The organism is Roseomonas sp. WA12, assembly GCF_054165765.1.
The window spans coordinates 956353-981873 of record NZ_CM135108.1; the positions used below are offsets into that span (position 1 = coordinate 956353).

Here is a 25521-nt window from a genome sequence, read left to right on the forward strand (position 1 = left end):
CCGTACCGGCGCGAACGGCCCCTCAGGCCGTCGCGCCGGCGCGGTAGGGGCCATTCCCCGGCGACGCCCGATCCAAGGAAGCCCCGTGCCCGAACCCATCCGCGCGCCAGAACCCGCCTCACCCGAGACAGCACCGCCGCCCGAAGCCGGAGCAGGCATCTTGCGGCGCTGGTCGCGCATCCCCGTCCTCGCCGCCCTGCTCGCTCTCGTCGCGGTCGCCGCCGGCACCACGAGCTACGCCCTGAACGACCGCGACACCGACGCCATCACCGCCGGCAACGAGGCCGTGGTCGCGCTCGAGGGCGTGCTCTCGGCCATCAAGGACGTGGAAACCGGCCAGCGCGGCTACCTTCTTGTTGGGCGCGAGGAGTATCTCGAGCCCTACACCGCCGGGCTTGCCGCGGTGGAGGAGCGGATGGCCGCGCTGCAGGCGCTTCGCGGACCCGCAGGCCTGCCTACGGAGACCAGGCTGCGCGAGCTGATCAACCGGCGTGAGGCACTGGCCGAACGCTCCGTTGCCATCCGCCGCGGAGGCAACGCGGAAGGTGCCCAATCGGCCGTCGAGACCGGCGAGGGCCGCCGTGCGATGAACGATATCCGGGCCGAAGTCGCCAGCCTGCAATCCCAGGCCCGCGCCCGGGTGGACCAGCTCAACAGCCGGAGCAACACACGCGCCCTCTGGCTCGGCGGCCTCTCTCTTGGGGCCGCGCTCCTCGCCTGCGCCCTGCTCGGCTCCTACGCCGTAACCCGCCGCCGGGCCGAGCGCCGCGCCAACGCCCTGCTCGATTCCGTGATGGCCAATGCCCCCGTCGGCCTTGGCTTCGTGGCGCGCGACATGAGCGTGGTGAACGCCAACAACGCGCTGGCAGAGATCTATCGCCGCACCATGGGCCTGGATTCCCTACCTGCCGGCCCGCTGCCGCCGCTGCCGACGGAGGTGCGCAGCCGCATCGAGCCCCGGCTGCGCGCCGTGCTTGAGGCCGGGCGCTCGCAGTCCGATGTCGAGATCGAGACCGCCCGGGCCGATCGGCCCGAGGAGAAGCACCATCTTCTGGCCACGCTCTTCCCGCTGGCGCGCGCCGGCGCCGAGGCGGGGGAGGGTGCCGGTATCATCCTGATGGACGTCACCCGCCGCCGCAGGGCCGAGGAGCGGCTCCGCCGCAGCGAGGCACGGTTCCGCAACCTCGCGAACTCCCTGCCCATGCTCGCCTGGCAGACCGACTCGCAGGGCGAGATCGAGTGGTACAACCGCCGCTGGTACGACTACACCGGCAAGAGCTTCGAGGACATGAAGGGCTCGGGCTGGATGGCCGTGCAGCACCCGGACCATGTCGACCGCGTCGTCGCCCGCTTCCGCGATGCTATCGAATCGGGCCAGCCCTGGGAGGACAGCTTCCCTCTGCGCGGCGTCGATGGCGGCTATCGCTGGTTCCTCAGCCGTGCCGTACCCATCCGCGACGAGCCGGATGAGGCCCATCCGGAGGGCGCCATCGTCGGCTGGTTCGGCACCAACACCGACGTGACCGACCTGCGCGAGGCACAGGAGGAGGCGACGCTCGCCCGCGAAGCCGCCGAGGACGCCAATCGCGCGAAGAGCCAGTTCATCGCCAATATGAGCCATGAGCTGCGCACCCCGCTCTCGGCCGTGATCGGCTATTCCGAGATGCTGGAGGAGGAGGCCGCCGACCTCTCGGGCGGCGAGGTGCTGACGAAGGACCTGCAGAAGATCGGCGCCAACGCCCGCCACCTTCTGTCCCTGATCAACGACGTGCTCGACCTCTCCAAGATCGAGGCCGGCCGCATGGAAACCCATGCGGAGGATTTCGAGGTGACCACCCTCGTTTCCGAGACCGTCTCCACGGTGCAGGCCCTCATGTCGCAGAAGGGCAACCACCTGGAGGTGCGGCTGCCCGAGGGCATCGGTGCCATGCACAGCGACCAGGTGAAGCTGCGCCAGTGCCTGATCAACCTGCTCTCCAACGCCAGCAAGTTCACCGAGGGCGGCACGGTTACCCTCACCGCCGAGGCCGGGCGGGATACCATGGGCCGCCGTGAGATCGCCTTCCGCGTCGCCGACACCGGCATCGGCATGACGCCCGAGCAGCTCGCCAAGCTGTTCCGCCGCTTCACCCAGGCCGACAGCTCCACCACCCGCCGCTTCGGTGGCACCGGGCTGGGCCTGGCCATCACCAAGGCCTTCTGCACCCTGCTCGGCGGCAGCATCGACGTGGAGAGCGAGCCCGGCCAGGGCACCATCTTCACCATCCGCGTGCCTGTGGACATGCGCGAGACCGGCCCCGAACCCGCGGCCGAGGCCTCAACCATGCCCGAGGGCGAGGCCACCGCCACCGCCGGCCTCGTGCTGGTGGTCGACGACGACCCCTCCTCGCGCGAGCTGCTCTCCCGCTTTGTGGTGCGGGACGGCTTCTCGGTCCGCTGCGCGCATGACGGCGAGGAGGGCCTGCGCCTGGCGAAGCAACTCCACCCCACAGCGATCCTGCTCGACGTGATGATGCCCCGCATGGACGGCTGGTCGGTTCTGTCCGCCCTGAAGGCAGATCCGGAACTGGCCGACATCCCCGTGATCATGGTCTCCATCGTCCAGGAACGCGCACTCGCCGTCTCGCTCGGCGCGGCTGACTACATGGTGAAGCCCGTGCAGTGGCATCGCCTGCGCACGGTGCTGGACCGCTACCGTGCCCCTGGCACGGCCCTGGTGGTGGAGGCCGAGGCCGAGCCACGCGCCGACCTGCGCCGCCTCCTGGAAAGCGAGGGCTGGTCCGTCGAGGAGGCGGATGCCTCCACCGCGGCCCTTGCCCGCCTCGGCAAGCCCGATCCTGCCGCGCCGCCCATCGGTCTCGTCCTGGTCGCCGTTCCCGGCCCGGATGGAGATGGCCTGCACCTTGTCCACGAGATGCGCCAGCGCGACGACTGGAAGAGCATCCAGGTCATCGCCCTCACCGGTGGCGGCGTTGCCGCGGCCGAACTCGAAGCCCTTCGCGGCCAGGTCCGCCGCGTCCTGCCGGCGGATGACGAGCCGCCGGAAGCCCTGCTGACGGAATTGCGTCGCATCGCCGCCGCCCGCGCCAACATAGCTGGCCGGGAACCAGGGAACCCACCGCCCCCGCCGCCGTTGAAGGCGCATACGGAGATTTCTGGGCCATGACGAAGATCCTGCTGGTGGAGGACCACGAGGAGCTATGGGATTTCCTCTCCCGGCGCCTGCGCCGCCGAGGCTTCGACGTGGTGCTCGCCCATGACGGCCAGCAGGGCATCGACGTCGCCCAGGCCGAGCGCCCCGACGTCATTCTGCTCGACATGAACCTGCCGGTCATGGACGGCTGGACCGCCGCCCGGAAGCTGCGGGAGAACCCTGACACCGCCCGCATCCCGATCATCGCGCTCACCGCCCATGCGATGTCCGGCGACCGCGATCGGATGCTGGAGGCCGGCTGCGACGACTACCATCCCAAGCCCGTGGACTTCCCCCAGCTTCTCTCGCAGATCGACGCGGCGATGCTGGCGGCAGAGGGGTAACGCCCCCTTCTGAGACGGCGCGCCGGCCACCCATGGATGACCGGCGCGCGCCTTCGGGTCAGCGCTCCAGCCGCGGCGCGATTCCGTCAACGCCGCTCGCCTGCTCAAGCCCGGCCAGGGCAGCCAGCACGGCCGCCCGCGCCGCATTCCCCGCCACCCGCGTGGCATTGAGAGTACGCAGCGCGTCCAGCGTATCCAGCAGCGAACGCCCGCCCGCCTGATACGCCGCCTCGGTCGAGCGATACGCCTCTTCCGCCCGCCGAAGCGCCGACCCGGTCGTCAGGTCCAGCAGCGCCCGCGCCTGCACATAGGATGCCCAGGCCGTCGCCAGCTCCGCCTGCGCCCCGGCCAGTACTGCCTGCGCCTGGGCCTGCGCCTGTCCGCGCTGGGCGGTCGCGACCGCGACATTCCCCTCAGTGATCCGGCTGGTGAAGATCGGCACTGAAAGCCCGATCCCCAGCGTGTCGTTCGCCCGCAGGGACCGCCGCGTTTCCGGCAGGTCCTGGCTCAGTTCCGTGCGCGTCACCCCGCCCGTCACGCTCAGGTCGCGAGAACGCCCGGCCTCGGCCAGCCGCGTATTCGCATCCGCCGCCGTCACGTTGCGCGTTGCCGCCAGCACGTCCGGCCGGTTCGGCAGGGCATCCGCAAGCGCCTCGCGCGTGAGGTCCAGCGGGGGCGTGTCGGCAAAGCGCCCCTGCAGGTCGAAAGGCATGCCCGAGAGAATGGCCGCAACCGCATCCCGCCCCGCCCCGCGGGAGGCCGCGTCCGTCGTGCGCGTTGCATCCTGCCCCAGCAGCGCCGCCACCTGCGCCGCCGCCGCCGCATAGGATTGCGCGGCATTCGCCAGGTCCTGCTCGAAGGGCAGCCGGCTCGCCTGGAAGCGCAGCAGGTCGGATTCCGGGATGGCGCCCTCGCGCACCTGGCGCGAGAGCAGCCCCTCGGTCGTGTTCAGGCTGCCGCGGTTCGCCATCGCCACCTGCAGGTTCGCGCGCGCCTGCAGCGCCTGGATGAAGGCAATGCGGAGCGCGTAGATCTGCCCGCGCAGCGAGTCCAGCACCTGCGCCTCTGCCAGGCTGATCTGCTCGTCCGCCAGGCGCCGCCGCAGCTCGCGCTTGCCACCGCGCTCGATGGTGAAGGACAGGCTCACCGAAGCATTGTTGAGCGGCGAGACGTAGCGCCCGCCATTATAGGCCCGGAACCGCCCGCCCTCGTTCACCTGCGCGGTGGTCTGGCTGTAGCTGACGCTGCCGGCCGGGTTGGTATCCGCCACCAGCCGCTGCGCCCGCGCGATATCCACGCCGCGCCGCGCCGCCACCACGGCCAGGTTGCGATCCAGCAGCATGGCCTCCGCCTCCGGCAGCGTCAGCCCCGGCGCGCGGATCGGCAGAGCCGCAGCCGTCGCCGGGCGAACCGGCGCCGCTGGCACCGGCCGCACTGGGGCGGGCCGGGCAGGGGAGGGGCCGGCCACAGCAGGCACAGCGGGTGCTGGTGCATCGGGAACGCCCTGAGCCAGGGCAGGAAGCGCGGCAAGCGCCGCGAGAAGCACGCCAGAGGACAGACGGGTCATCATCCCAGACCTTCACATCATCCCGGGAAGGGAAGGGGCACCGGGCCCCACCGGCCCGGCATCATCGATCACTGGCCGGGCGCCACCGCCCGGCCACATACGAGGCCGACGCCTCACTCTGCGGGCGCGGGGCGCGCGACGGCGGCCATCTCTGCCGCCTCCTCGCGCTGCGCCCGCTTGCGCCCCAGCAGGTCCACCGTGACAGGCAGCACCACCAAGATGAAGATCGGCACCAGCCCGATCCCGCCCACCACCACAATGGCCAGCGGCTTCGTCACATCGGCGCCGATGCCCGAGGCCAACGCCATCGGCAGCAGGCCGCAGAAGGAGGCGAAGCAGGTCATCATGACAGGCCGCAGCCGGTCGAACCCGGCGCGCACCAGCGCCGGCGTCCAGTCCATTCCCTCCTGCTCGCGCAGCTGGTTGAAGTAGGAGAGGAAGATGATCGCCTCCATCACCGTGATCCCCAGCAGCGCCAGGAACCCGATGGCCGCCGGGACGGAGAAGTTCAGCCCCGCCGCCGCCAGCGCCAGCACGCCGCCGGAGATGGAGAGCGGCAGCAGCGCGAAGACCATCAGCGTCTCCCGCAGCCGCCCGAAGGCGACGTAGAGCAGCACCGCGATGATCGCGAGCGCGATCGGCACCACCACCATCAGCCGCGCAACAGCCGCCTGCAGGTTGCGGAACTCGCCCACCCATTCCAGTCGGTAGCCCTGGGGCAGCTCCACATTGCGGCCCACCCGCTCCTGGCTTTCCTGCACCGCGCTCGCCGGATCCCGTCCACGCACCGAGAAGCGCACGGGCACGTAGCGCGCAGAATTCTCGCGGTAGATGTAGGAGGCACCCGAGACCATCTCGATCCGCGCCACGTCCCGCAGCACCGCGTTGCCGCCCACCGGCACGCGCCCGATCGCCTCAGCCCCGTCGCGGTAGCGGGACGAGAGCCGCACGACGATCGGGAAGTTGCGGTCCCCGCCAGGCTCGAAGAAGCGTCCCGCCTCCTGCCCGCCGACAGCGGCGGAGATCGCGGTATTCACATCCGCCACCGTCAGCCCCAGCCGCGCCGCCTTCGCGCGATCCACCGTCACCGAGAGCGTCTGCTGTCCCACGCTCAGCAGCACGCCAAGATCGGCGATGCCCTGCACCTGCGACATCTCCCGCCGGATCGCATCCGCGACGCGAGACGCCACCACCGGATCCGGTCCAATCACCTTCACCGCATTGGCGCCCTTCACGCCGGATGCCGCTTCCTGGACGTTGTCCGAAATCGCCTGGGAGAAGGAGAACTCCACCCCCGCGAACTCATCCTCCAGCCGCTGCGAAACCGCCGCCACCAGCGCATCCCGCGTATGCGCCGTTGTCCACTTCTCCTGCGGGATCAGCGGCACGAAGAATTCCGCGTTGAAGAAGCCCGCGCTGTCCGTCCCGTCATCCGGCCGTCCCTGCTGGGATGTCACGGTGATCACCTCCGGGAACTCCATCAGGATGCGCCGGATCCGGTTTGCCACCGGGTTCCCTTCCTCCAGGGAGATGGTCGGCGGCATCGTGGCGCGCAGCCAGATGCTCCCTTCCTCCAACGTCGGCAGGAACTCGGCGCCCAGCCGCGACATCACGCCGACGCTGCCCAGCAGCATCGCCCCCGCCAGCACCATCGTCAGCCCGCGCCGCCGCATGCCGCCATGGAACAGCTTCGTGTAGCCCCAGCGGATGCCCTTCACCGCGAAGGTGTCCTTCTCCTCCGTCTCCGGCTTGAAGAAGGTGGCCGCCAGCGCCGGGGTGATGGTGAAGGTCGCCAGCAGCGCGCCGCCGATCGCATAGGCATAGGTCTTGGCCATCGGGCCGAAGATCCGTCCCTCGATCCCGCCCATGGCGAACAGCGGGATGAAGGCCGCGATGATGATCAGGATCGAGAAGAGGATGGCGTTGTCCACCTCGCTCGCCGCCTTCAGCACCGTCATCGGCACCGGCCGCGGCTTTTCCCCCGGCCGCAGCCCGTGCCGCGCCAGGTGCAGGTGGCGGAAGATGTTCTCCACCATGATCACGGTGGCATCCACCAGCAGCCCGAAATCGAGCGCACCGAGCGAGAGCAGGTTCGCGCTCTCGCCCCGCGCCAGCATCATCAGCACGGCGAAGAAGAAGGCGAAGGGAATGGTCGCCGCGATCACCGCGGCGCCGCGCAGGTCGCCCAGGAACAGCCACTGGATTACCAGGATCAGCACCACCCCTTCCAGGATGTTGTGCACCACCTTCACCGTGGTCGTGCTCACCAGGTCCTCGCGGTCATACAGCGGCACGATCTTCACACCCGGCGGCAGCACGCCCCCGGCATTGATCCGCTCCACCTCGGCCTGCACACCGTGGATGGTCGGCAGCGTCTGCTCGCCGCGGCGCATCAGCACCGTGCCCAGCATCACGTCGTCGTCGTTCTCATGCCCCGCCACGCCCAGCCGCGGAAGGTTCCCGACGCCGACCGTCGCCACGTCCGAGACCAGCACGGGATTCCCGCCCTGGCTGCCCAGCACCACGTTGCGGATGTCGTCGAGCGAATGGATCAGCCCGATCCCCTGCACCACCACGGATTGCGCGCCCACGTTCAGCGTGCCTGCACCGACATTCACCGAGCCCTGCCGGATCGCGTCCACCACTGCCGGAAGCGCCAGCCCATAGGCCTGCAGGCGGGAGAGATCGACCTGCACCGAATAGGTCTTGGAGATGCCGCCGAAGGAGGTGACGTCGATCACCCCCGGCACGCGCTTGAAGCGCCGGTCCAGCACCCATTCCTGCAGGGTCTTCAGGTCCTCCAACGGGTAGCCAGGCGGCCCTACCAGCCGGTAGCGCATGATCTCGCCGATCGGCGAGGCCGGAGAAATCCCGGGCTGCGCGCCATCCGGCAGCGCGCCCAGCTGTCCCAGCCGGTTCAGCACCTGCTGCACCGCTTCCTCATAGGTGTAGCTGAAGTTGAACTGCACACGCACGTCTGACAGCCCGAACAGGGAGGTGGAGCGCACCGTCGTCAGGTTCGGCAGCCCCGACATCGCCACCTCGATCGGGATGGTAATTGTCCGCTCGATCTCCTCGGCGTTCTGGCCGGGATTCTGCGTGATCACCACCACCGTCGGCGGCACGGGGTCCGGATAGGCCTCGATATTGAGGGTGCGGAAGCCCAGCACGCCCACGATCATGAACACGGCGAAAAACAGCAGCACGAGCGGGCGACGCTCGAGAGCCTGGGCGACGAGGTGACGCAAGGGGCGGCTCCCGGGAGGCAGGGATCAAATGCGGGGCGGGCGGGGGAGGGCGGTCGGCCGCGGAACCACCCCGCCGGCCACCCCGCGCCGCCCCCATCTGCCCTCTCGAACCCTGCCCCGGAAGCGGAAAATGAAACTGTAAGCCGCCCGTAAGTCGCGCGCGTCATAACCTGTTCCAACGGGCCGGATGGCGGGACCCGGCATGCCTGCCAGCCCCGTCCATGTCCCTGGGCCCATGCCCTTGCGATGGCCTGCGAAGGAAGTCCCGGCGTTGAACATGATGACCCCGCCCGAGCTCACCGGGCCCGCCAGCATCGCCCACACGACCACGCATGAGGCCGCGCCGGTTGCGCCGGCCGCCCCGCGCCGCCGCCGCGTGCCCATGCTCCTCGCCGGCGTCGCCGCCCTGGGCGTCGCGGCCTATGGCTATGCCGAGTTCAGCGGGCACGAGGCCCCGGCCATCGTCTCCCCCGCCCGCGCCGCCTCCAACACCGGTCGCCAGGCCGACGGCTCCTTCCGCCTCTCCCCTACCGAGACGAAGCTCCTGAAGATCGAGCCCGTCGCCGCTCGCGCCTTCCGCCCTGAGCGCGTGGCCGAGGGCCGCATCGCCTTCAACGAGGAGCGCTCCACCCCCGTCTTCTCGCCCTATACCGGCCGCGTCGTCCGCGCCCTGGCCCAGCCCGGCCAGGAGGTGAAGGCCGGTGACGTGTTGTTCGAGATCGAGACCACCGACCTCACCGGCGCCGCCAACGACCTCCTCGCGGCGCTGGACGCCGCCGCCAAGTCCCGCACCGGGTCTGACCTCGCCCGCCGCAACGAAACGCGCCAGCGCGACCTCTTCGCCGCCAAGGCCGCCGCGCGCCGCGATCTCGAGCAGGCCCAGGCGGACCTCGCCAACGCCATCTCCGACCAGCGCACCGCCGACACCACCCTCGCCGCTGCCCGCGACAAGCTCCGCGTCCTCGGCCGCACGCCCGAGCAGATCGCCGAGATCGAGCGCACCCGCCGCGTGAACGCCACGGTAGCCGTCACCGCGCCGCTGGCCGGGACAGTGGTGTTCCGCCGCATCGGCCCGAACCAGTGGCTGAACGCCGGCAACTCGGACCCGATCTACACCATCGCCGACCTGTCCCAGATGTGGCTCGTTGCCGGCGTGCGCGAGATGGATGCCCCCCTCATCCGCTCAGGCCAAACCGTGCAGGTGAATGTGGACGCGCTCCCCGGCCGTAGCTTCGACGCCCGCGTCGAGAACGTCGCCAGCGCGCTGGACCCTAACACCCGCCGCCTGACCGTCCGCGCCGCAGTGCAGGACCCCGACCGTCTCCTCAAGCCCGAGATGTTCGCCTCCTTCCGCATCGCGGTCGGCGAGGCGAACGACGCCCCCGCCGTGCCCGCCGGCGCCCTGATCCACCGCGGCGCCAGCACTTCCCTGTGGGAGGCCCTCGGCGAGGACCGCTTCGTCCTCCGCAGCGTCCGCACCGGCCTGCAGTCCGACGGCATGGTCCAGGTCACCGACGGCCTGGCCCCCGGCGCCCGCATCGTGACCGGCGGCGCCCTGTTCATTGACCGCGCCGCGCAGGACTAAGGCGCGGGTAGCGCCTGGGAAGGCGCAGCCTTCCAAGGCCCATCCCCCAGGCTTCCGAGGTTCCCGGCCGCCGTCAGTGGAGAGCGCCTGAGGTCCAAAACCTCAGGCGATCGTCTTTTCGGCCAGCGCTCAGGCAGATCGCCAGCAGTCCAAATCTGAACCGCCAAAAACAGGCGGAAGGTTCAGATAGCTCAGGTTTCTGGCAGAAGAGGGTCTGGCGGAAGGCGGAGCCGTTCACCAGGGGCCACCCGCGCCCCCTCCTGCTCGCCGGCCAGCGGCAGGAGCAGCGAGAACAGCGCGCCGCCGCCGGGCGCATCCCCCACCTCTGCCGTCCCGCCATGCGCGCTCACGATACGCTCCACGATCGAGAGCCCCAGCCCCAGCCCGCGCCGCCGCACGTCGCCCGCCCGCCAGTGCCGCCGGAACACGTCCTTGCGCCTCGCCTCCGGCACGCCGCGTCCCTGATCCGCCACCTCCACCACCGCCATGCCCTCGCGCGGGGTGCCCAGCCGCAGCGTGACCGACCCGCCCGGGGGCGAATGGGCAATGGCGTTCTCCATCAAGTTCCGCAACGCCCGCCCCATCGAATCCCGCTCGCCCCGCGCCCAGACTGGCGCATTGGCCGCCGGCGCCACTAGCGGGTGGCCCTCCCGCGCCGCGATGGGCGCGAAGCGCCGCGCGGTCTCAGCCACCAACTCCGCCAGATCGAAGGCCTCGTCGCCCACGGGGGCGTCTCGCGCCGCCTCGGCCGCCTCGAGCAGGTCGGAGACGAGCTGTGCCAACTCCTGCACATCGCGCCGCAGCCGGTCGGTCACGTCGCCCGCGTCTAGCAGGTCCAGCTCCGCCTGGATGATCGCCAGCGGCGTACGCAGCTCATGCGCCACCTCGGCCGAAAAGCCGCGCTGCCACTCCAGGCTGTCGTCCAGCCGGTCCAACGCCCCGTTCACCGCCTGGATCAACGGCAGCAGCTCCAGCGGGATCTCGCCCTCCTCCAGCCGCGGCGGCCCGCCATGCCCGATCCGCTCCGCCTCCCGCGCCGTCCGCCGTAGCGGCGCCGAAAGGATGATCAGCAGCCCCACATTGGCGGCAAAGAGCAGGAAAGCCCCCATCGCCAGCACCGCCATCACCGGCCCCAGCGCCGCCGCCGGCACGTCGTCCAGCACGATGTAGGATCGCTCCATATCCTGGGCGATCTGCACGGCCACGCGCCCGTCCGGCGCGTCGATCCAGCGCGTCACGCCCCATAGCCGCGTGCCGTCCTGGCCTTGCTGAAATGTCTCAGGCAGCCGTCCTTCCGCATCCACCCGCGGCAATTGCCCGCGAACCCCGGGGGAGGCGGCCAGCACCTGGCCCGCCTCATTCGTGACCGCGAACAGCATCGATCCGCTGGCGGTGTCGAAGCGCCGCCCGCTCTCGCCACCCAGCGGCCGGTCCAGCCCGGCCACCCCCTCGCGCGCCACGCGGTCGGTCACCTCCACCCCCGCGGCCAGGATGCCGCGCTGGTGCTCGAGCCAGACGACGTAGTGCAACGTCTGGTGCAGGATGAGCCCGCCCAGGATGAGCGCGCCGAGCCCGATCACCGCGTAGGCGACCGCCAGCCGGGCCACGAGGCTGCGCGGGCGCCCCGGCGGCGTCTGGATCGGGCCTCGTTCGAGCAGGGACGCGGCGTCGGGCATGGCCGAGGCTAACGCCGCCCGCACCGCTTGGCAGCCCCCCGGCTTGGCATTCCGTCCCGCGCGCAGCACTCTCCGCCCGCATGAGACGGGAGGCCGGATGCGCGTTCTTCTGGTGGAGGACAACTCGAGGCTCGCCGCCCTCCTGGCGGAAGGCCTGCGCCGCGCCGGCTGGCAGGCCGATACGGGCGGATCCATCGAGGAAGCCGAGGCTGCGCTGTCCACCGGCGACTACGATGCCGTGGTGCTCGATCGCGGCCTGCCGGATGGTGACGGCATCGACCTCGTCCGCCGCCTCCGCCACCGCCCGGGCTCGCCGCCCGTGCTGATGATGACCGCGCGCGGCGAGGTGGCCGAGGTGGTGGAAGGCCTCGACCTCGGCGCCGACGACTACCTGGTGAAGCCCGTCGCGCTCGCGGAGCTCGTCGCGCGCCTCAACGCCGCCCAGCGCCGCGGCGGCGGCCGCACCCAGCCCGTCACCCTCGGCGCCATCGCGCTCGACCCGCTCTCCCGCGCCCTCACTGTCGCCGGCACACCTTTCGACCCGCCCCCGCGCGAGCGCACCCTGCTTGAGGTCCTGCTCCGCGCCGCCCCGCGCCCCGTGGCGAAGGAAACGCTGGAGGCCCGCCTGGCCGGGCTGGACCGCGCCGTCCAGCCGAACGCGGTGGAGGTCTATGTCCATCGCCTCCGCGCCCGCCTGGGCCAGGCAGGGGCCGGGGTGGTCATCCAGACGGTACGCGGACTCGGCTATCGGCTGGAAGCGGCCCCCGCCGGCCAGGCACCCGCCGACAGGGCCGCCGCCGAGAGATCCCCGGGCTGAGACGTCCCGCAACGCAAGCCCGTCACCCCGCCGCGGCGCGGCTTTGTCGCACTGTCCCCGCCGATGTTATCCTCGGCGCAGCTGCCTGCCCGTCCGCGCGTTGCCGACGTGAACCGCGCCCGACCAGATCCGACCGAAGAAGGAACCGCCCGATGCCCCGGATGCTCGTCCTCGCTGGCGCCGTGGCGGCCCTTGCCGCCTGCTCGCCGAACCCGCCGCCCTCGCCGATGTCCGAGATCCCGCTTCGCGCCCCGACCACGCCGCCGGCCATCCTCCTCGTCGCGCTGCCCGGCGCCACCCCTGTCCCCCACGCGATGAGCGCCCAGCTGACGCGCGGCGCCGAGGCCGTCTGCGCCCCGCTGCTGGGCACCGTGCTCGAGCCCATGGGCGGCGAGCGCTTCCGCATGCTCATCGAAGCCCCGGGTTTCGCCGTCACGCGCGAGAGCGTCCTGCGCCGCACCGTCGCCGGCCCGCCGGACGCGCCCGAGCTCGCGCTCGACGGCGCCAACAACGGCCGCTGCGACTACCTGTTCCGCACGGCATCCCGTTGACGCCCCACCCGATCGGCCACATCCCCTCGGCAGGATGATCCCGCGCAGCAACCCGCCCCGGGCGGAACGGCCCCCGATCGCCTCGGCGGCGGGGTGGCAGTCCGGCCAGTGACGCCGCCGACGAACGGCGCCCCGCTGACGCCGGGCGCCGCCGCCCGCCTCTTCGCCGGCCCCGGCACAATGCGCGCCCTCTGCCGCGCGCATGACTGGGCCGCGACGCCGCTCGGCCCTGTCGAGAGTTGGGACCAGAGCCTGCGCGCCACCACCCGCACGCTGCTGGCCTCGCGCTACCCGATGATCCTCATCTGGGGCGAGCACTTCATCCAGATCTACAACGACGCCTATGCCGTGGTGATCGGCGACAAGCACCCGGCAGCGCTGGGTATCGACATCCGCATCACCCTCGCCGAAGCCTGGAACACGCTCGGCCCAATGATCGCCGAGGTGATGAGCACGGGCTTGGCCAACTGGGTTCCCGCCCAGCAGCTCCTCCTGAACCGCTCCGGCTATGCCGAGGAGGCCTATTTCAGCCTCTCGCATGCTCCGGCGGAGAACGATGCCGGCACCGTGGTCGGCATGCTCTGCGTCTGCAGCGAGGTGACGCAGCAGGTGATCGGCGACCGCCGCCTCCGCCTCCTGCGCGACCTCGCCGGACGCACCGGCGACGCGCTCAGCGTCGAGGAGAGCTGCTGCACCGTTGCGGAGGTCCTGCACGGCGCCACGGACATCCCCTTTGCCACCATCCACCTTCGCGCGAAGTCCGCTCAGCCAGACGAACCCGCCGACGAAACCTGGCGTATCGCCGCCTCCACCGGCCTGCCTCCCGGCGCAGCCCTGCCGCCTGAACTGCCGGCTGACCAGGCCCCCGACTGGTTCCGCCGCGCCGCCGCGGGTGAGACCGCGCCCCTCTCCGGCGCCGATGCCGAACTCCCCTGGGGCACGGTGGTCACCGGCGGCCCGTGGGGCCATCCCGTCACCCAGGCCGTCGCCCTGCCGCTGGCCGGCGCCCCCGGCCAGCCGCCGCTCGGCGTCCTCGTCGCAGGCCTCAATCCCAACCGCGCAATGGACGAGGACTACCGCACCTTCCTCGGCCTCCTTGCCGGCCAGGTCTCCGCCGCCCTCCGTAACGCCAGGGCTCATGAGGAGGAGCGCGCCCGCGCCGAGGCCCTGGCCGCGCTGGACCGCGCGAAGACGCAGTTCTTCTCCAATGTCAGCCACGAGTTCCGCACGCCTCTGACCCTGATGCTCGGCCCGGTCGAGGAGATGCTCGCCCTCCCGCCCGAGGCGCTGCCAAGCCGGCGCGCGGAGCTGGAGCTGGTTCATCGCAACGGTCTGCGCCTGCTGAAGCTGGTGAACACCCTGCTCGACTTCTCCCGCGTCGAGGCCGGCCGCGCCCAGGCGCGCTTCACTGCTATTGACGTCGCCGCGCTCACCGCCGAGCTCGCCAGCACCTTCCGTTCCGCCATCGAACGCGCCGGCCTCACCTTCACTGTCGAGACGCGAAACCCGCCCGAGCCCGTCTTCCTCGACCGGGACATGTGGGAGAAGACAGTCCTCAATCTCCTCTCCAACGCCCTCAAGCACACCTTCACGGGCGGAATCGCGGTCACCCTTGGCCCCGTCGCGGGCGGGATGGAACTCACGGTCTCGGACACCGGCATCGGCATCTCCGCGGACCAGCTCCCGCGCATCTTCGAGCGCTTTCACCGTATTGAGGGCGCCCGTTCCCGCTCGCATGAGGGGTCCGGCATCGGCCTCGCCCTCGTGCGCGAACTCGTCAGCCTGCATGGCGGCACCGTCACGGCCGAGAGCGCGCCGGGCGAGGGCACGCGCTTCCGCATCCGCATCCCCAGCGGCACAGCCCATCTCCCGCGGGAAAGCCTGGCACCGGCCGCCGCATCCTTTGGTGACACAACGGCTCGCCCGATGGCCGCAGCCTTCCTTGGCGAGGCGGAGCGGTGGCTTCCGGGGAACCCCGCGCCGATGTCCGGGCCACACCCCGCGGAAGAGCCGGCTCCCCAGCTCAACGCCGCGCCGCCCGCGACGATCCTCCTCGCCGACGACAACGCGGACATGCGCGCCTATGTCGAGCGCCTGCTCGGCCGCGACCACGCCATCATCACCGCGCAGGACGGCGAGGAGGCCTTCGCCCTCGCCCTTGCGCGGGAACCCGACCTCGTCCTCACCGATGTGATGATGCCGCGCCTGGACGGCTTCGGCCTTCTCCGCCGCCTGCGCGCCGAGCCCGCCCTGCGCGCCATCCCCGTGATCATGCTCTCCGCCCGTGCCGGCGAAGAGGCAAAGGTGCAGGGCCTGGATGCCGGTGCCGACGACTACCTAGTGAAGCCCTTCGCCGCCGCCGAGCTGCTCGCCCGCGTGCGCGTGAACCTCGAACTGTCGCGCATGCGCCGCGACATCGCCGAAGCCCGGCACCAGGCGCAGAAGATGGACGCCATCGGCCAGCTCACCGGCGGCATCGCGCATGACTTCAACAACCTGCTCATGGCTATCTCCGGCGGTATCGACATCGCGCTGCGCCGCGTGGAGGACGAGCGCGTGCTTCGCGTGCTCCGCAACGCTGCGGTTGCCGCAGGGCGGGGTGCCACCCTCACGCGCCAGCTTCTCGCCTTTGCCCGCCGCGCCCCGCTCGCCATCGGCGCGGTGGACGCCAATGCCCTCATCGCGCGCATGTCGGAACTCCTCCACCGCACCCTCGGCGGTCAGGTCGAGGTGGTCACCCGTCTCGCCGGCGACCTGCCGCCTGTCCTTGCCGATGAGACCCAGCTCGAACTCGTCCTGCTCAACCTCGCGGTCAACGCGCGGGACGCCATGCCGGAGGGCGGCACGCTCACCATCACCACCGCGACACTCCCGCCCGGCACGAAGCCGGCGCGGCTCGCCCCCGGCGACTACCTGCGCATCACCGTCGCCGATACCGGCCACGGCATGCCGGCGGATGTGCTGGAGCGCGCCTTCGAGCCCTTTTTCACCACCAAGCCCGTTGGCCGCGGCACCGGCCTCGGCCTCAGCCAGGTTTTCGGTGTGATGAGCGCTCTTGGCGGCGCGGTGGAGATCTCGAGTATGCCCGGAGAGGGGACCTCGATCCTCCTCCACCTCCCGGTCTCGCCCACCCCGGCCGACGAGGCGCCCCCGGTCGCCGCCATCAGCGACGGCCGCCGCGCCCGCATCCTGCTCGTGGACGATGACCCACAGGTCCGCAGCGCCTCAGCGGAGATGCTGCGTGAGCTTGGCCATGCCGTGGAGGACGCCCCCGGCGGTCCCGAGGCACTGTCCATCCTCGCCGCCACGCCCTTCGACCTGCTGCTGACCGACTACGCCATGCCCGTCATGAACGGCGCGGAGCTCGCCGCCGCCGCCCGCGCGCTCCGCCCCGGCCTCGCGGTGCTGCTGGCCACCGGCTACGCCTCCGGCGACGCGCTTGAGGCCGAGCGCGCGGCCGGCGCCGTCGTGGAGAAGCCCTTCCGCATCACGGAACTGGCCGCCGTTATCCAGCGCGCCCTGCACACGGCACCGCCCGCCAGTACAGCCGGCACCTAGGGCCCGCTGTCACCGCCTTCTTTCCGCAACAACAATCGGCGCAACAAAAAACCGGGCCGCCGCACGAGGCGACGACCCGGTGAGAAATGGCCGGAGGCGAACCCCCGGCCGGTCCGGACCGCTCCGCGGTCCGAACGGTTTAGACGGAGTAGTACATCTCGAACTCGACGGGGTGCGGGGTGTGCTCGAACTTGAACACGTCCTGCCACTTCAGCTCGATGTAGCTCTCGATCTGGTCCTTGCCGAAGACGTCGCCGGCCAGCAGGTACTCGTGGTCGGCCTGCAGGGACTCCAGCGCCTCGCGCAGCGAACCGCACACCGTCGGAATGCCCTTCAGCTCCTCGGGCGGCAGGTCGTACAGGTCCTTGTCCATCGCCTCGCCCGGATGGATCTTGTTCTTGATGCCATCAAGGCCGGCCATCAGCATGGCGGCGAAGGCCAGGTACGGGTTCGCACCCGGATCCGGGAACCGCACCTCGACGCGCTTCGCCTTCGGGCTCGTCGCGTAGGGGATGCGGCAAGAGGCCGACCGGTTGCGGGCCGAATAGGCCAGCAGAACGGGGGCCTCGAAGCCCGGGATCAGCCGCTTGTAGGAGTTGGTCAGCGGGTTGGTGAAGGCGTTCAGCGACTTCGCGTGCTTGATGATGCCGCCGATATACCACAGCGCGTAATCGGACAGGTCCGCATAGCCGTTGCCGGCAAACAGCGGCTTGCCGTCCTTCCAGATCGACTGGTGCACATGCATGCCCGAGCCGTTGTCGCCATAGATCGGCTTCGGCATGAAGGTCGCCGTCTTGCCGTAGGAATGGGCGACGTTGTGGATCACATACTTGTAGATCTGCATGTGGTCGGCCTGCGTCAGCAGCGGGCCGAACTTGGTGCCCAGCTCGTGCTGCGACTGCGCCACCTCATGGTGATGCTTCTCGCCGAGAACGCCCATCTCCATCATCGTGGAGAGCATCTCGGCGCGCAGGTCGACCTCGCTGTCGACCGGGTTCACCGGGAAGTAGCCACCCTTCAGGCCGGGGCGATGGCCCATGTTGCCCTCGGGGAAGTCCTTCATGGACGCGCCCGGGCCCTCGCCGCTCTCCAGCTTGTAGTGGCCGTAGTTGCCGCCCGTGCCGAACTTCACATCGTCGAACACGAAGAACTCGGCCTCCGGGCCGAAGAACGCCGTGTCGCCCACGCCGGAGGACTTCAGATAGGCCTCGGCCTTCTTCGCCGTCGAGCGCGGGTCACGCGAGTAGGACTGGCCGGTCGAGGGCTCGATGATGTCGCAGAACAGGATCAGCTGCGGCTTAGCGCTGAACGGGTCCATGCAGGCATTCAGCGTGTCCGGCATCAGAATCATGTCGGACTCGTTGATCGCCTTCCAGCCGGCGATCGAGGAGCCGTCGAACATGATGCCCTCGGCGAAGGTGTCCTCCTCGATGGTGGAGACGTGCTGGGCGGTGTGCTGCCACTTGCCCTTCGGGTCCGTGAACCGGAAGTCCACGTACTCGACGCTGTTCTCCTTGATCATCTCCATTACGCGGGAGACGCTGTCCTTGTCGTTCGCCATTCGCTGGGTCCTGTTCCCCTGGTAAACACGTTGATCGCGGCGGCGCCAGGCACCGCCAGGTCCACCGCGCGCCCGGGGCCTAGCCCAGGACGCCGCGGCAGGAAATCCCGTCAGACGGCCTCTTCGCCGCGCTCGCCGGTGCGGATGCGCACCACGTCCTGCACGTCGGTGATGAAGATCTTCCCGTCCCCGATCCGCCCGGTGCGCGCGGCGGCGGTGATTGCCTCCACGGCGCGCTCGCACAGGTCGTCGGAGCAGATCACCTCGATCTTCACCTTCGGCAGGAAGTCCACGACGTACTCGGCGCCGCGATAGAGCTCCGTATGCCCTTTCTGGCGGCCGAAGCCCTTGGCCTCGACCACGGTGAGGCCCTGCAGCCCGATCTCGTGCAGCGCGTCCTTCACCTCGTCCAGCTTGAAGGGCTTGATGATGGCTTCGATCTTCTTCATCGGCCCATGACTCTTTCGCTCCGTGCGTCCCGCGGGGCAGGCTCGCCCCGCTCCTCCCGCATCTTGGCCGCGGCACGAATGGGCGGCCGCTGGCGGGCGGACGTTGCACGGCCCGTGCCGGGGGGGCAAGGACGACAGCGGCGTATTTTGGGGAACTCGCCCGCACACCCGCCCTCTGCCTGGGCAATCTGCCCAAACTGCAGGCACTACCTTGGCGCGGGATCGCACCGCGCGATTGCGCCAGGGCCCCGCCGACCCCATCATGAACCGATCCTAGACGGGACCGCGCCCCGGCGCCCGCCCGCTCCCACCGCCGCCCCAGCCGGAAGCCGCCGCCCGACCATGACCACGCCCCTCAAGCCTCAGAACGCCCTTCTCTCCGCCACCGGCACCACGGTCTTCACCGTCATGTCCGCGCTGGCGGTGCAGCACGGCGCCATCAATCTCGGCCAGGGCTTCCCGGACTACGAGGGGCCGGAGGAGGTGGTGCGCGCCGCCAGCGCCGCCCTGCTGGACAACCGCAATCAGTACCCCCCGCTTACCGGCGTGCCCGAGCTGCGCGAGGCGGTCGCCTCCGCCAACCGTCGGTTCTACGGCCTCGAGATCGACCCCCTGGCCGAGGTGATCGTCACTTCGGGCGCCACTGAGGCCATCACCGCCTGCCTCATGGCCGTGCTCGACCCCGGCGATGAATGCGTCCTCATCGAGCCGCTCTACGACACCTATCTCCCCGTCGTCCGCATGCTCGGCGCCATCCCGAAGCTCGTGCGCCTGACGCCCCCGAAGTGGGAACTGCCCCGCGCCGAGCTCGCCGCCGCCTTCGGGCCGAAGACGAAGGCCATCCTCCTCAACTCGCCGATGAACCCGGCCGGCAAGGTCTTCACCGCTGCCGAGCTCGCCTTCATCGCCGACCTGGTCCAGCGCCACGGCGCCTATGCTGTCTGCGACGAGGTGTATGAGCACCTCACCTTCGGCGGCTGGTCCCACATCCCGCTGATGACCCTGCCGGGCATGCGGGAGCGCTGCATGCGCATCGGCAGCGCCGGGAAGACCTTCTCCCTCACGGGCTGGAAGGTCGGCTACATCACGGCCGACCGGTCGCTGGCTCCCAACATCGCCAAGGCCCACCAGCTCCTCACCTTTACCACGCCGCCCAACCTGCAGCGCGCCGTGGCCGTCGGCCTCAACCTGGACGACGCCTATTTCACGGGGCTCTCCACCAGCCTCCAGGCCAAGCGGGACCGGCTGGCGAAGGGCCTGGCCGAGCTCGGCTTCGGCATCCTGCCCACCCAGGGCTCCTACTTCATCACTGCCGATTTCCGCCCGCTCGGCTTCACCGGGGACGACGTCGCCTTCTGCCGCCACCTCACCGAGGCCGCAAAGGTTACCGCCATCCCTGTCTCTGCCTTCTACGCCGCGGACGGAACGGCGGAGGGCGCCCCGAACCACTATGCCCGCTTCGCCTTCTGCAAGGGTGACCCCGTGCTGGACGAAGCCCTCGCCCGCCTCGCCGCCTGGAAGGCTGCGCGCTCGGCCGGGGTGCGCGCCGCAGGCTGAAGCGGTTGACGGCGCCCCCCTCCACCCCCTAAACCGCGCCGCCGGCCGGGATCCCCGGCGCGGTGGCGGGGGCCTGCGGCACCCGCTCGATGGCGGCCTTAGCTCAGTCGGTAGAGCGCCACGTTGTGGTCGTGGATGTCACGGGTTCGAGCCCCGTAGGTCGCCCATCCTTTTCTTGCCTTCCAGGCATCCCGTTCCCCTCCGCAACCGTTGTCCTTTCTCCGTGTCCCGGAGAAGCGATCCGATGCCCAGTCGTTCGCGCGTAGCGCTCCCGACCCTGCTCCTGCCCCTGATCCTCGCCGCCTGTGGCGGCACCACCGGCCAGGGGCCGGTTGCCGGCAATCCGGATACCAGTCCCCTTCCGGCCGCAACCCGGGCCGAGGGCTGCCGGATGCGCGGCGCCGTTGCCGAGGACCAGGCCGTGGGTCCCCTCGGCCAAATCAGCATCGATAGCGGCATCCTTCGCCAGCAGGTCACCGATGCATGCATGCGGGGCGGCAGCATCGCGCCGAGCGCCACCCTTCCGCCCTCCCCATTCTCCCCTCGCTGAACCCGGGCGGTTGACAGGGGCGGCAAGCCGTCCCGAACCTCCCGCGCCCGCATGGGCCGGGAGAACGTCATGCAACTCACCCTCGATGGCCGCCGCGCCCTGATCACCGGCGGCTCGCGCGGCCTGGGCCTCGCCATGGCCCGCGCCTTCGCGGCGGCCGGCGCCCGCGTGGCCATAGTCGCCCGCGAGCAGGGCCCGCTGGACGAGGCCGCCGCCTCCATCCCCGGCAGCCACCCCATCCAGGCCGACATCTCCACCGCGGAGGGATGTGAGTGCGCCTACCACACCGCCGAGGTCGCCCTGGGCGGCATTGATATCCTCGTCAACAACGCCGGCACCTCGAAGCGCGGCCCGTTCATGTCTCTCACCGACGCCGAATGGCAGGCCGACCTGGACCTGAAGCTCTTCGCCGCCATCCGCCTCGTGCGGCTCGCCTGGCCGGGCATGCAGGAGCGACGCTGGGGCCGCATCATCAACGTGCTGAACACAGGCGCGAAGGCTCCGCCGCCCACCGGCGCTCCCACCGCAGTGTCCCGCGCGGCCGGCCTCTCGCTGACCAAGATCCTGGCCGGGGAGGGGGCTCCCCACGGCATCAACGTCAATGCCCTCCTCGTCGGCAAGATCGACAGCGACCAATGGATTCGCCGTCATGCCGCGAGCCCCGAGGACCAGACCTATGCGGAATGGATGGAGGAATCTGGCCGCGCCATTCCCATGGGCCGCATGGGCCGCGCTGAGGAGTTCGCCGCCATGGCCCTGGCCCTCGCGACGCAGCCCGGCGATTACGTGACCGGTACCGCCATCAACGTGGACGGCGGCCTTTCGCCAGTTCCCTGACTGCTTCCGTACCCCGGCAAAAAGGCAAGCAACTGTCGGCCGGGTTTGCAGGCTGCAGAAGGTGTCGACGCAGCAGATGCTTCAACCCGTGTCACGTTGAAGCAGGGTGTCGCGCGCTCAAGCGTCTGACGCGCCGTCAACACGGACAGCGAGTGACGGCTGACTAGCCCTCACTCGCTCAACTGCTACTATCGCAGCCTATGCCAAACGTTCTGTACGCTTCCAGCACCCTGATGGCCGTAGCTGTTCCCGCGGACGTGGCATCGGACCGCATCGTCATCACCTTCGTGCCTCGTACCAATGGTCAAAGTCTGAAAGGTTCAGGTTTCGCCGCAGACTTCCTGAAGTCTAATGGAGTCTCGGCGGTTCACGTTCTGTGTTCCGGCAATGACTGGTTCCAGTACCCGGACATGGACGACTGTCTGGCTGCTATCGCAAGCTACACTGCGCAGTTCTCATTCCGCATCACCTATGGCTCCAGCATGGGCGCCTACGGCGCTCTTATCTGCTCGCGTGCTCTGCGCGCAGATCGTGTGATCGCGATTTCGCCACAGTTCTCGATCGACCGCTCGAAGGTTCCGTTCGAGCGACGCTGGCGAGCTCCTGCCGCTGGCATCGCCTTCGTGCGCGACGACATGGCGACCGGGCTTGCCGCGGAAGCGGAGGTTGCCTGTATCTTCGACCCGCGCAACCGCGACCGTGTACATGTGAAGCTTCTCGAAAACCTGGGGGCAGTTTGGCGCTTCGCAGCACCCTATTCCGGCCACCCAACTGGCCGGTTCCTGGTGCAGACGCGCAGCCTGTCGACACTGGTGCGTCGCCTCCTCGACCCGGCGCCATTACAGCAGCAAGACCTCGCGGAATTTCGGCGCACCGTTCGCGAGCGGCGCCGAGCCAGCCCGACTTATTGGGCCAACCTGTCCGAACTGCTCGCACGACGCGAAAAGACGGCTGCGGCGATCTTTTGTCTGGAGCAGGCCATTGGTCTCAATCCAGTCGAAACCGTCTACCATGAGCGGCTGGGGGCTCTGCTGATCAAAACCGGCGAGTATCGTCGGGCTTACGAACATCTGCGCATCGGCATCAAGCGCCGACCTGATCGAGGCGTTCTGGTCCGGAACATGGCCATTGCGGAAGCCAAGACTGGTCGACGCCGGGAGGGAATGGCGCGCCTCGATAGCTACTTGGATACGCAATTTGATGCTTTGCTGCTGCAAACCAGGAATCGGATTGCAACGCGCATCAAAGCGCCGCTACGCCAGCCACCGGGCGTCAGCACCACGAGCGGGGAAGCCCCAATTTCTTCCGAGCGCGGGCGCGATGAGGTCGCGCAGGCAGCTGCTGTCGAGACGATGAACAGCCAAACTTAGCTGTCGAAACGAATTACGAGACAACTACGAATCACCGACTAAAAAATCGCTTTGATTCCATACTACGGCCGGGCGAGTGCTCATCCGTAATCTTCTCATTCGAAGCCCCTCGACGCCGCACACGCAATCCGCGGCCGATGGATAAGCACCGCAGCGAAATCCCCGGCCAGCGACTTAACTGTGAATAAGCGCTGCGCTTGGCTGGAAAGAGCACCACCCGCCTCGTCCTGCGAACTCCGGTCCGGGCAGACGAAATCGTCGTTCGCCGCGCCAACTCGCGGCTTCTGCAAGCGCCGAAGAACAGGACGGTCATGGAAGCCTGAAGGTGCTCGTTCAGCGCCAACTCAAGCTGCCAACTGCTCAAAGGAAAAGGCCCGCCTCCAGTGGAGACGGGCCTGTGTGTCCTGCGCAACGAACACTGTGCGCGAGCAGCGGGGAAGGGCCTCTCCGCCCTAAAGGCTTCAGCCCCGGCTGTTGATCGACACGTAGTCGCGCGTCGTCGCGCCCGTATAGACCTGGCGCGGACGACCGATGCGCTGCCCGGGCTCCTCGATCATCTCCTTCCACTGGCTCACCCAACCCACGGTCCGCGCAACCGCGAACAGCACGGTGAACATCGAGGTCGGGATGCCCATCGCCTTCAGGATGATGCCGGAATAGAAATCGACATTCGGGTACAGCTTGCGCGAAACGAAGTAATCGTCATGCAGCGCGATCCGCTCCATCTCCATCGCCATGTCGAGCAGCGGCTCGTCCTTGATGCCGAGCTCCGCGAGCACCTCGTGACAGGTCTCCTTCATGATCTGCGCGCGCGGATCGAAGTTCTTGTACACCCGGTGCCCGAAGCCCATGAGCTTCACATGGCTGTTCTTGTCCTTCACCTTCTGGATGAAGTCAGGGATGTTCTCGGGCGTCTTGATCTCGCCGAGCATCTTCAGCACCGCCTCGTTGGCGCCGCCATGCGCAGGGCCCCACAGCGCCGCGATCCCCGCCGCGATGCAGGCATAAGGGTTCGCACCGGTCGAGCCGGCGAGGCGCACGGTGGAGGTGGAGGCGTTCTGCTCGTGATCCGCGTGCAGCACGAGGATGCGGTCCATGGCGCGCGCCAGGATCGGATTGACCTTGTATTCCTCGGCCGGCACCGCGTTCAGCATGTAGAGAAAGTTCTCGGCATAGCCGAGGTCGTTGCGCGGATACACGAAGGGCTGGCCGATCGAGTACTTGTAGGCCATCGCCGCGATCGTCGGCACCTTGGCGATCAGCCGGAACGCCGCGATCTCGCGCTGGCGCGGGTCCGAGATGTCGAGGCTGTCATGGTAGAAGGCGGACAGCGCACCGACCACGCCGCAAAGAATCGCCATCGGATGCGCGTCGCGGCGGAATCCGTTGAAGAAGTTCCGGATCTGCTCATGCACCATCGTGTGCATGGTGATGTTGTGCTTGAACTCCGCCAGCTCGCCGTCCTTCGGCAGCTCGCCGTGCAACAGCAGGTGGCACACCTCGACGAAGTCGGACTTCTCAGCGAGCTGCTCGATCGGATAACCGCGATACAGCAGGATGCCCTTGTCGCCGTCGATATAGGTGATCTTGCTCTCGCAGGCCGCGGTCATCCCGAAGCCGGGGTCGAAGGTGAAGATCCCGAGATCGGCATAGAGCTTGCGGATATCCGCCACCGCCGGGCCGACGCTCGCCTGCACCAGCGGCGCGCTGGTAGACTTGTTGGTGCCGTCGAGCGTGATCGTGACGGAACCCGGGGTGGACGCGTCGCTCATGCGTTGATCCTCGCAGCCGGCGGGACCGGCCGTATTGTTGGAGGCCCGGCACCGTGCGGATGCCCGCCGGCCCCGAACCCTTCTGATGATGCAGCGCAAGATAGGCCGACCGGCGCCCTTGTCCATCCACCGGAGGTAGCGCCCCCGGCCTTGTGCTCCGGACGGAACGCCGGTCCGCGGCGCGTCCCGCGCATGGCAATCCGGCTTACGAAATGCGACGCTCGCCGAAACGAGCGGCCAGTGCTTCAAGATCCGGCAATCGTACCAGGCCCACAGACCCAGCGGCTCCGTCGCAGATACGGCTCTACCAGCCCTGCGGCGCCCGCCCCCCTGTGGCCCAGAGCCCGCGCCCACCGGCCCGCGCCGCTGCCTCAAGCCCGCTCAGGTCGGAGTCGCCGGCCCGGGCCCAGCCTGCCGAAACAAGGGCGCCGTTTAGCTCCGGCCCGTCCCCCGCCAGCTCGCAGCGCCCCAATCCTCGCCCGAACCGGTCCCGCCCGCGCACCCGGCATGAGACGCCCCGCCCGGCCACAAGCCGCGACAGCGCCTCAGCCGAACCCGCCCCGCAGTCGAAATCCCGCCCGCCCGAGTCCCGGCAGCTCTCGCCGCGCGGCGGCGCCTCCAGTCCCCGCAGCCGCACGATCCGGTCGCCGAGGCGGAGCGTGTCGCCATCAACCACCCGCACCGCGGTGGGCGCTGCGCCCCAGTCCTGCTCCACCGGAGAGTTACCGAAGAGCTGCGTCGGCCCCCCGACCCCGATGAGCACCGAAGCGCCGGCCACAAGGCCGAGCAGCAGCAATGGCCCCCGCCAGGCGCGGGGGGAGGGGGCAGGGCGGAAGATGCGACGACGGGGAAGCACGCCGACCTGCCTAGCAAGCCCCGCAGCCCC

Annotated in this window: 17 protein-coding genes and 1 tRNA gene; 11 read left to right on the top strand and 7 right to left on the bottom strand. The window is 69.6% G+C overall.

Annotated elements, in window-relative coordinates; all coding sequences use genetic code 11:
- The first annotated feature begins 85 nt into the window (after positions 1-85).
- Entirely contained in the window at positions 86-3166 is a 3081-nt protein-coding gene (locus tag ACVBD7_RS04645) for a response regulator (protein ID WP_458096334.1), read from the top strand.
- Positions 3163-3537, top strand: coding sequence for a response regulator (locus ACVBD7_RS04650; RefSeq protein WP_458096335.1), 375 nt, complete (start codon positions 3163-3165; stop codon positions 3535-3537). The genes ACVBD7_RS04645 and ACVBD7_RS04650 overlap by 4 nt, the downstream gene beginning before the upstream one ends.
- A gap of 58 nt (positions 3538-3595) precedes the next feature.
- Here ACVBD7_RS04650 and ACVBD7_RS04655 read toward each other — a convergent pair whose 3' ends face one another.
- Together ACVBD7_RS04655 and ACVBD7_RS04660 are read right to left on the bottom strand one after the other, a co-directional pair.
- Positions 3596-5107 (bottom strand): TolC family protein, encoded by a 1512-nt coding sequence (locus tag ACVBD7_RS04655; protein WP_458096336.1) that lies wholly within the window; start codon positions 5105-5107, stop codon positions 3596-3598.
- Between the two features lie 110 nt (positions 5108-5217).
- A complete protein-coding gene (locus ACVBD7_RS04660; RefSeq protein ID WP_458096337.1) occupies positions 5218-8352 on the bottom strand; it encodes an efflux RND transporter permease subunit in 3135 nt (1044 codons plus the stop codon).
- 277 nt (positions 8353-8629) lie between these two features.
- Between ACVBD7_RS04660 and ACVBD7_RS04665 the strand changes: the two genes are divergently transcribed.
- On the top strand, positions 8630-9937 hold the full coding sequence (locus tag ACVBD7_RS04665) for an efflux RND transporter periplasmic adaptor subunit (protein WP_458097637.1): 1308 nt from the start codon (positions 8630-8632) through the stop codon (positions 9935-9937).
- Between the two features lie 191 nt (positions 9938-10128).
- Here the strand turns inward: ACVBD7_RS04665 and ACVBD7_RS04670 are convergent, their stop codons facing one another.
- A complete protein-coding gene (locus tag ACVBD7_RS04670; RefSeq protein WP_458096338.1) occupies positions 10129-11613 on the bottom strand; it encodes a sensor histidine kinase in 1485 nt (494 codons plus the stop codon).
- Between the two features lie 97 nt (positions 11614-11710).
- Here ACVBD7_RS04670 and ACVBD7_RS04675 point away from each other — a divergent pair, with 97 nt between their 5' ends.
- The 3 genes from ACVBD7_RS04675 (at position 11711) to ACVBD7_RS04685 (ending at position 16539) form a co-directional block, all read left to right on the top strand.
- The gene (locus tag ACVBD7_RS04675; RefSeq protein ID WP_458096339.1) at positions 11711-12430 is read left to right on the top strand and encodes a response regulator transcription factor; all 720 of its coding nucleotides are present in this window, start codon (positions 11711-11713) and stop codon (positions 12428-12430) included.
- A gap of 152 nt (positions 12431-12582) precedes the next feature.
- Positions 12583-12981 (top strand): hypothetical protein, encoded by a 399-nt coding sequence (locus tag ACVBD7_RS04680; protein WP_458096340.1) that lies wholly within the window; start codon positions 12583-12585, stop codon positions 12979-12981.
- A 108-nt stretch (positions 12982-13089) separates the two neighbouring features.
- Positions 13090-16539 (top strand): ATP-binding protein, encoded by a 3450-nt coding sequence (locus ACVBD7_RS04685; RefSeq protein ID WP_458096341.1) that lies wholly within the window; start codon positions 13090-13092, stop codon positions 16537-16539.
- A 139-nt stretch (positions 16540-16678) separates the two neighbouring features.
- Here the strand turns inward: ACVBD7_RS04685 and glnA are convergent, their stop codons facing one another.
- Together glnA and ACVBD7_RS04695 are read right to left on the bottom strand one after the other, a co-directional pair.
- Positions 16679-18100, bottom strand: a complete 1422-nt coding sequence (gene glnA, locus ACVBD7_RS04690) for a type I glutamate--ammonia ligase (RefSeq protein WP_458096342.1) — start codon at positions 18098-18100, stop codon at positions 16679-16681.
- Positions 18101-18210: 110 nt separating this feature from the next.
- Entirely contained in the window at positions 18211-18549 is a 339-nt protein-coding gene (locus tag ACVBD7_RS04695; RefSeq protein ID WP_426958096.1) for a P-II family nitrogen regulator, read from the bottom strand.
- A 342-nt stretch (positions 18550-18891) separates the two neighbouring features.
- Between ACVBD7_RS04695 and ACVBD7_RS04700 the strand changes: the two genes are divergently transcribed.
- The 5 genes from ACVBD7_RS04700 (at position 18892) to ACVBD7_RS04720 (ending at position 22863) form a co-directional block, all read left to right on the top strand.
- Positions 18892-20106, top strand: a complete 1215-nt coding sequence (locus tag ACVBD7_RS04700) for an aminotransferase (RefSeq protein ID WP_458096343.1) — start codon at positions 18892-18894, stop codon at positions 20104-20106.
- 92 nt (positions 20107-20198) lie between these two features.
- A tRNA-His gene (locus ACVBD7_RS04705) sits at positions 20199-20271 on the top strand.
- Between the two features lie 79 nt (positions 20272-20350).
- Positions 20351-20656: a hypothetical protein gene (locus ACVBD7_RS04710; protein ID WP_458096344.1), complete on the top strand. Its 306-nt coding sequence runs from the start codon at positions 20351-20353 to the stop codon at positions 20654-20656.
- 69 nt (positions 20657-20725) lie between these two features.
- Positions 20726-21493, top strand: a complete 768-nt coding sequence (locus ACVBD7_RS04715; protein ID WP_458096345.1) for an SDR family oxidoreductase — start codon at positions 20726-20728, stop codon at positions 21491-21493.
- Between the two features lie 257 nt (positions 21494-21750).
- Complete coding sequence (locus ACVBD7_RS04720; RefSeq protein ID WP_458096346.1) at positions 21751-22863, top strand: tetratricopeptide repeat protein; 1113 nt, start codon at positions 21751-21753, stop codon at positions 22861-22863.
- A gap of 461 nt (positions 22864-23324) precedes the next feature.
- Here ACVBD7_RS04720 and gltA read toward each other — a convergent pair whose 3' ends face one another.
- The gene (gltA, locus tag ACVBD7_RS04725) at positions 23325-24635 is read right to left on the bottom strand and encodes a citrate synthase (RefSeq protein ID WP_458096347.1); all 1311 of its coding nucleotides are present in this window, start codon (positions 24633-24635) and stop codon (positions 23325-23327) included.
- 304 nt (positions 24636-24939) lie between these two features.
- The gene (locus ACVBD7_RS04730; protein ID WP_458096348.1) at positions 24940-25491 is read right to left on the bottom strand and encodes a thermonuclease family protein; all 552 of its coding nucleotides are present in this window, start codon (positions 25489-25491) and stop codon (positions 24940-24942) included.
- Positions 25492-25521: the final 30 nt, after the last annotated feature.

Excerpts from the sequence above, each read along its gene's own strand:
- ACVBD7_RS04715 (WP_458096345.1), top strand. The coding sequence starts at position 20,726 with ATGCAACTCACCCTCGATGGCCGCCGCGCCCTGATCACCGGCGGCTCG.
- ACVBD7_RS04695 (WP_426958096.1), bottom strand. The coding sequence starts at position 18,549 with ATGAAGAAGATCGAAGCCATCATCAAGCCCTTCAAGCTGGACGAGGTG.
- ACVBD7_RS04700 (WP_458096343.1), top strand. The coding sequence starts at position 18,892 with ATGACCACGCCCCTCAAGCCTCAGAACGCCCTTCTCTCCGCCACCGGC.
- ACVBD7_RS04650 (WP_458096335.1), top strand. The coding sequence starts at position 3,163 with ATGACGAAGATCCTGCTGGTGGAGGACCACGAGGAGCTATGGGATTTC.
- ACVBD7_RS04675 (WP_458096339.1), top strand. The coding sequence starts at position 11,711 with ATGCGCGTTCTTCTGGTGGAGGACAACTCGAGGCTCGCCGCCCTCCTG.
- ACVBD7_RS04670 (WP_458096338.1), bottom strand. The coding sequence starts at position 11,613 with ATGCCCGACGCCGCGTCCCTGCTCGAACGAGGCCCGATCCAGACGCCG.
- glnA (WP_458096342.1), bottom strand. The coding sequence starts at position 18,100 with ATGGCGAACGACAAGGACAGCGTCTCCCGCGTAATGGAGATGATCAAG.
- ACVBD7_RS04655 (WP_458096336.1), bottom strand. The coding sequence starts at position 5,107 with ATGATGACCCGTCTGTCCTCTGGCGTGCTTCTCGCGGCGCTTGCCGCG.
- gltA (WP_458096347.1), bottom strand. The coding sequence starts at position 24,635 with ATGAGCGACGCGTCCACCCCGGGTTCCGTCACGATCACGCTCGACGGC.
- ACVBD7_RS04710 (WP_458096344.1), top strand. The coding sequence starts at position 20,351 with ATGCCCAGTCGTTCGCGCGTAGCGCTCCCGACCCTGCTCCTGCCCCTG.
- ACVBD7_RS04680 (WP_458096340.1), top strand. The coding sequence starts at position 12,583 with ATGCCCCGGATGCTCGTCCTCGCTGGCGCCGTGGCGGCCCTTGCCGCC.
- ACVBD7_RS04665 (WP_458097637.1), top strand. The coding sequence starts at position 8,630 with ATGATGACCCCGCCCGAGCTCACCGGGCCCGCCAGCATCGCCCACACG.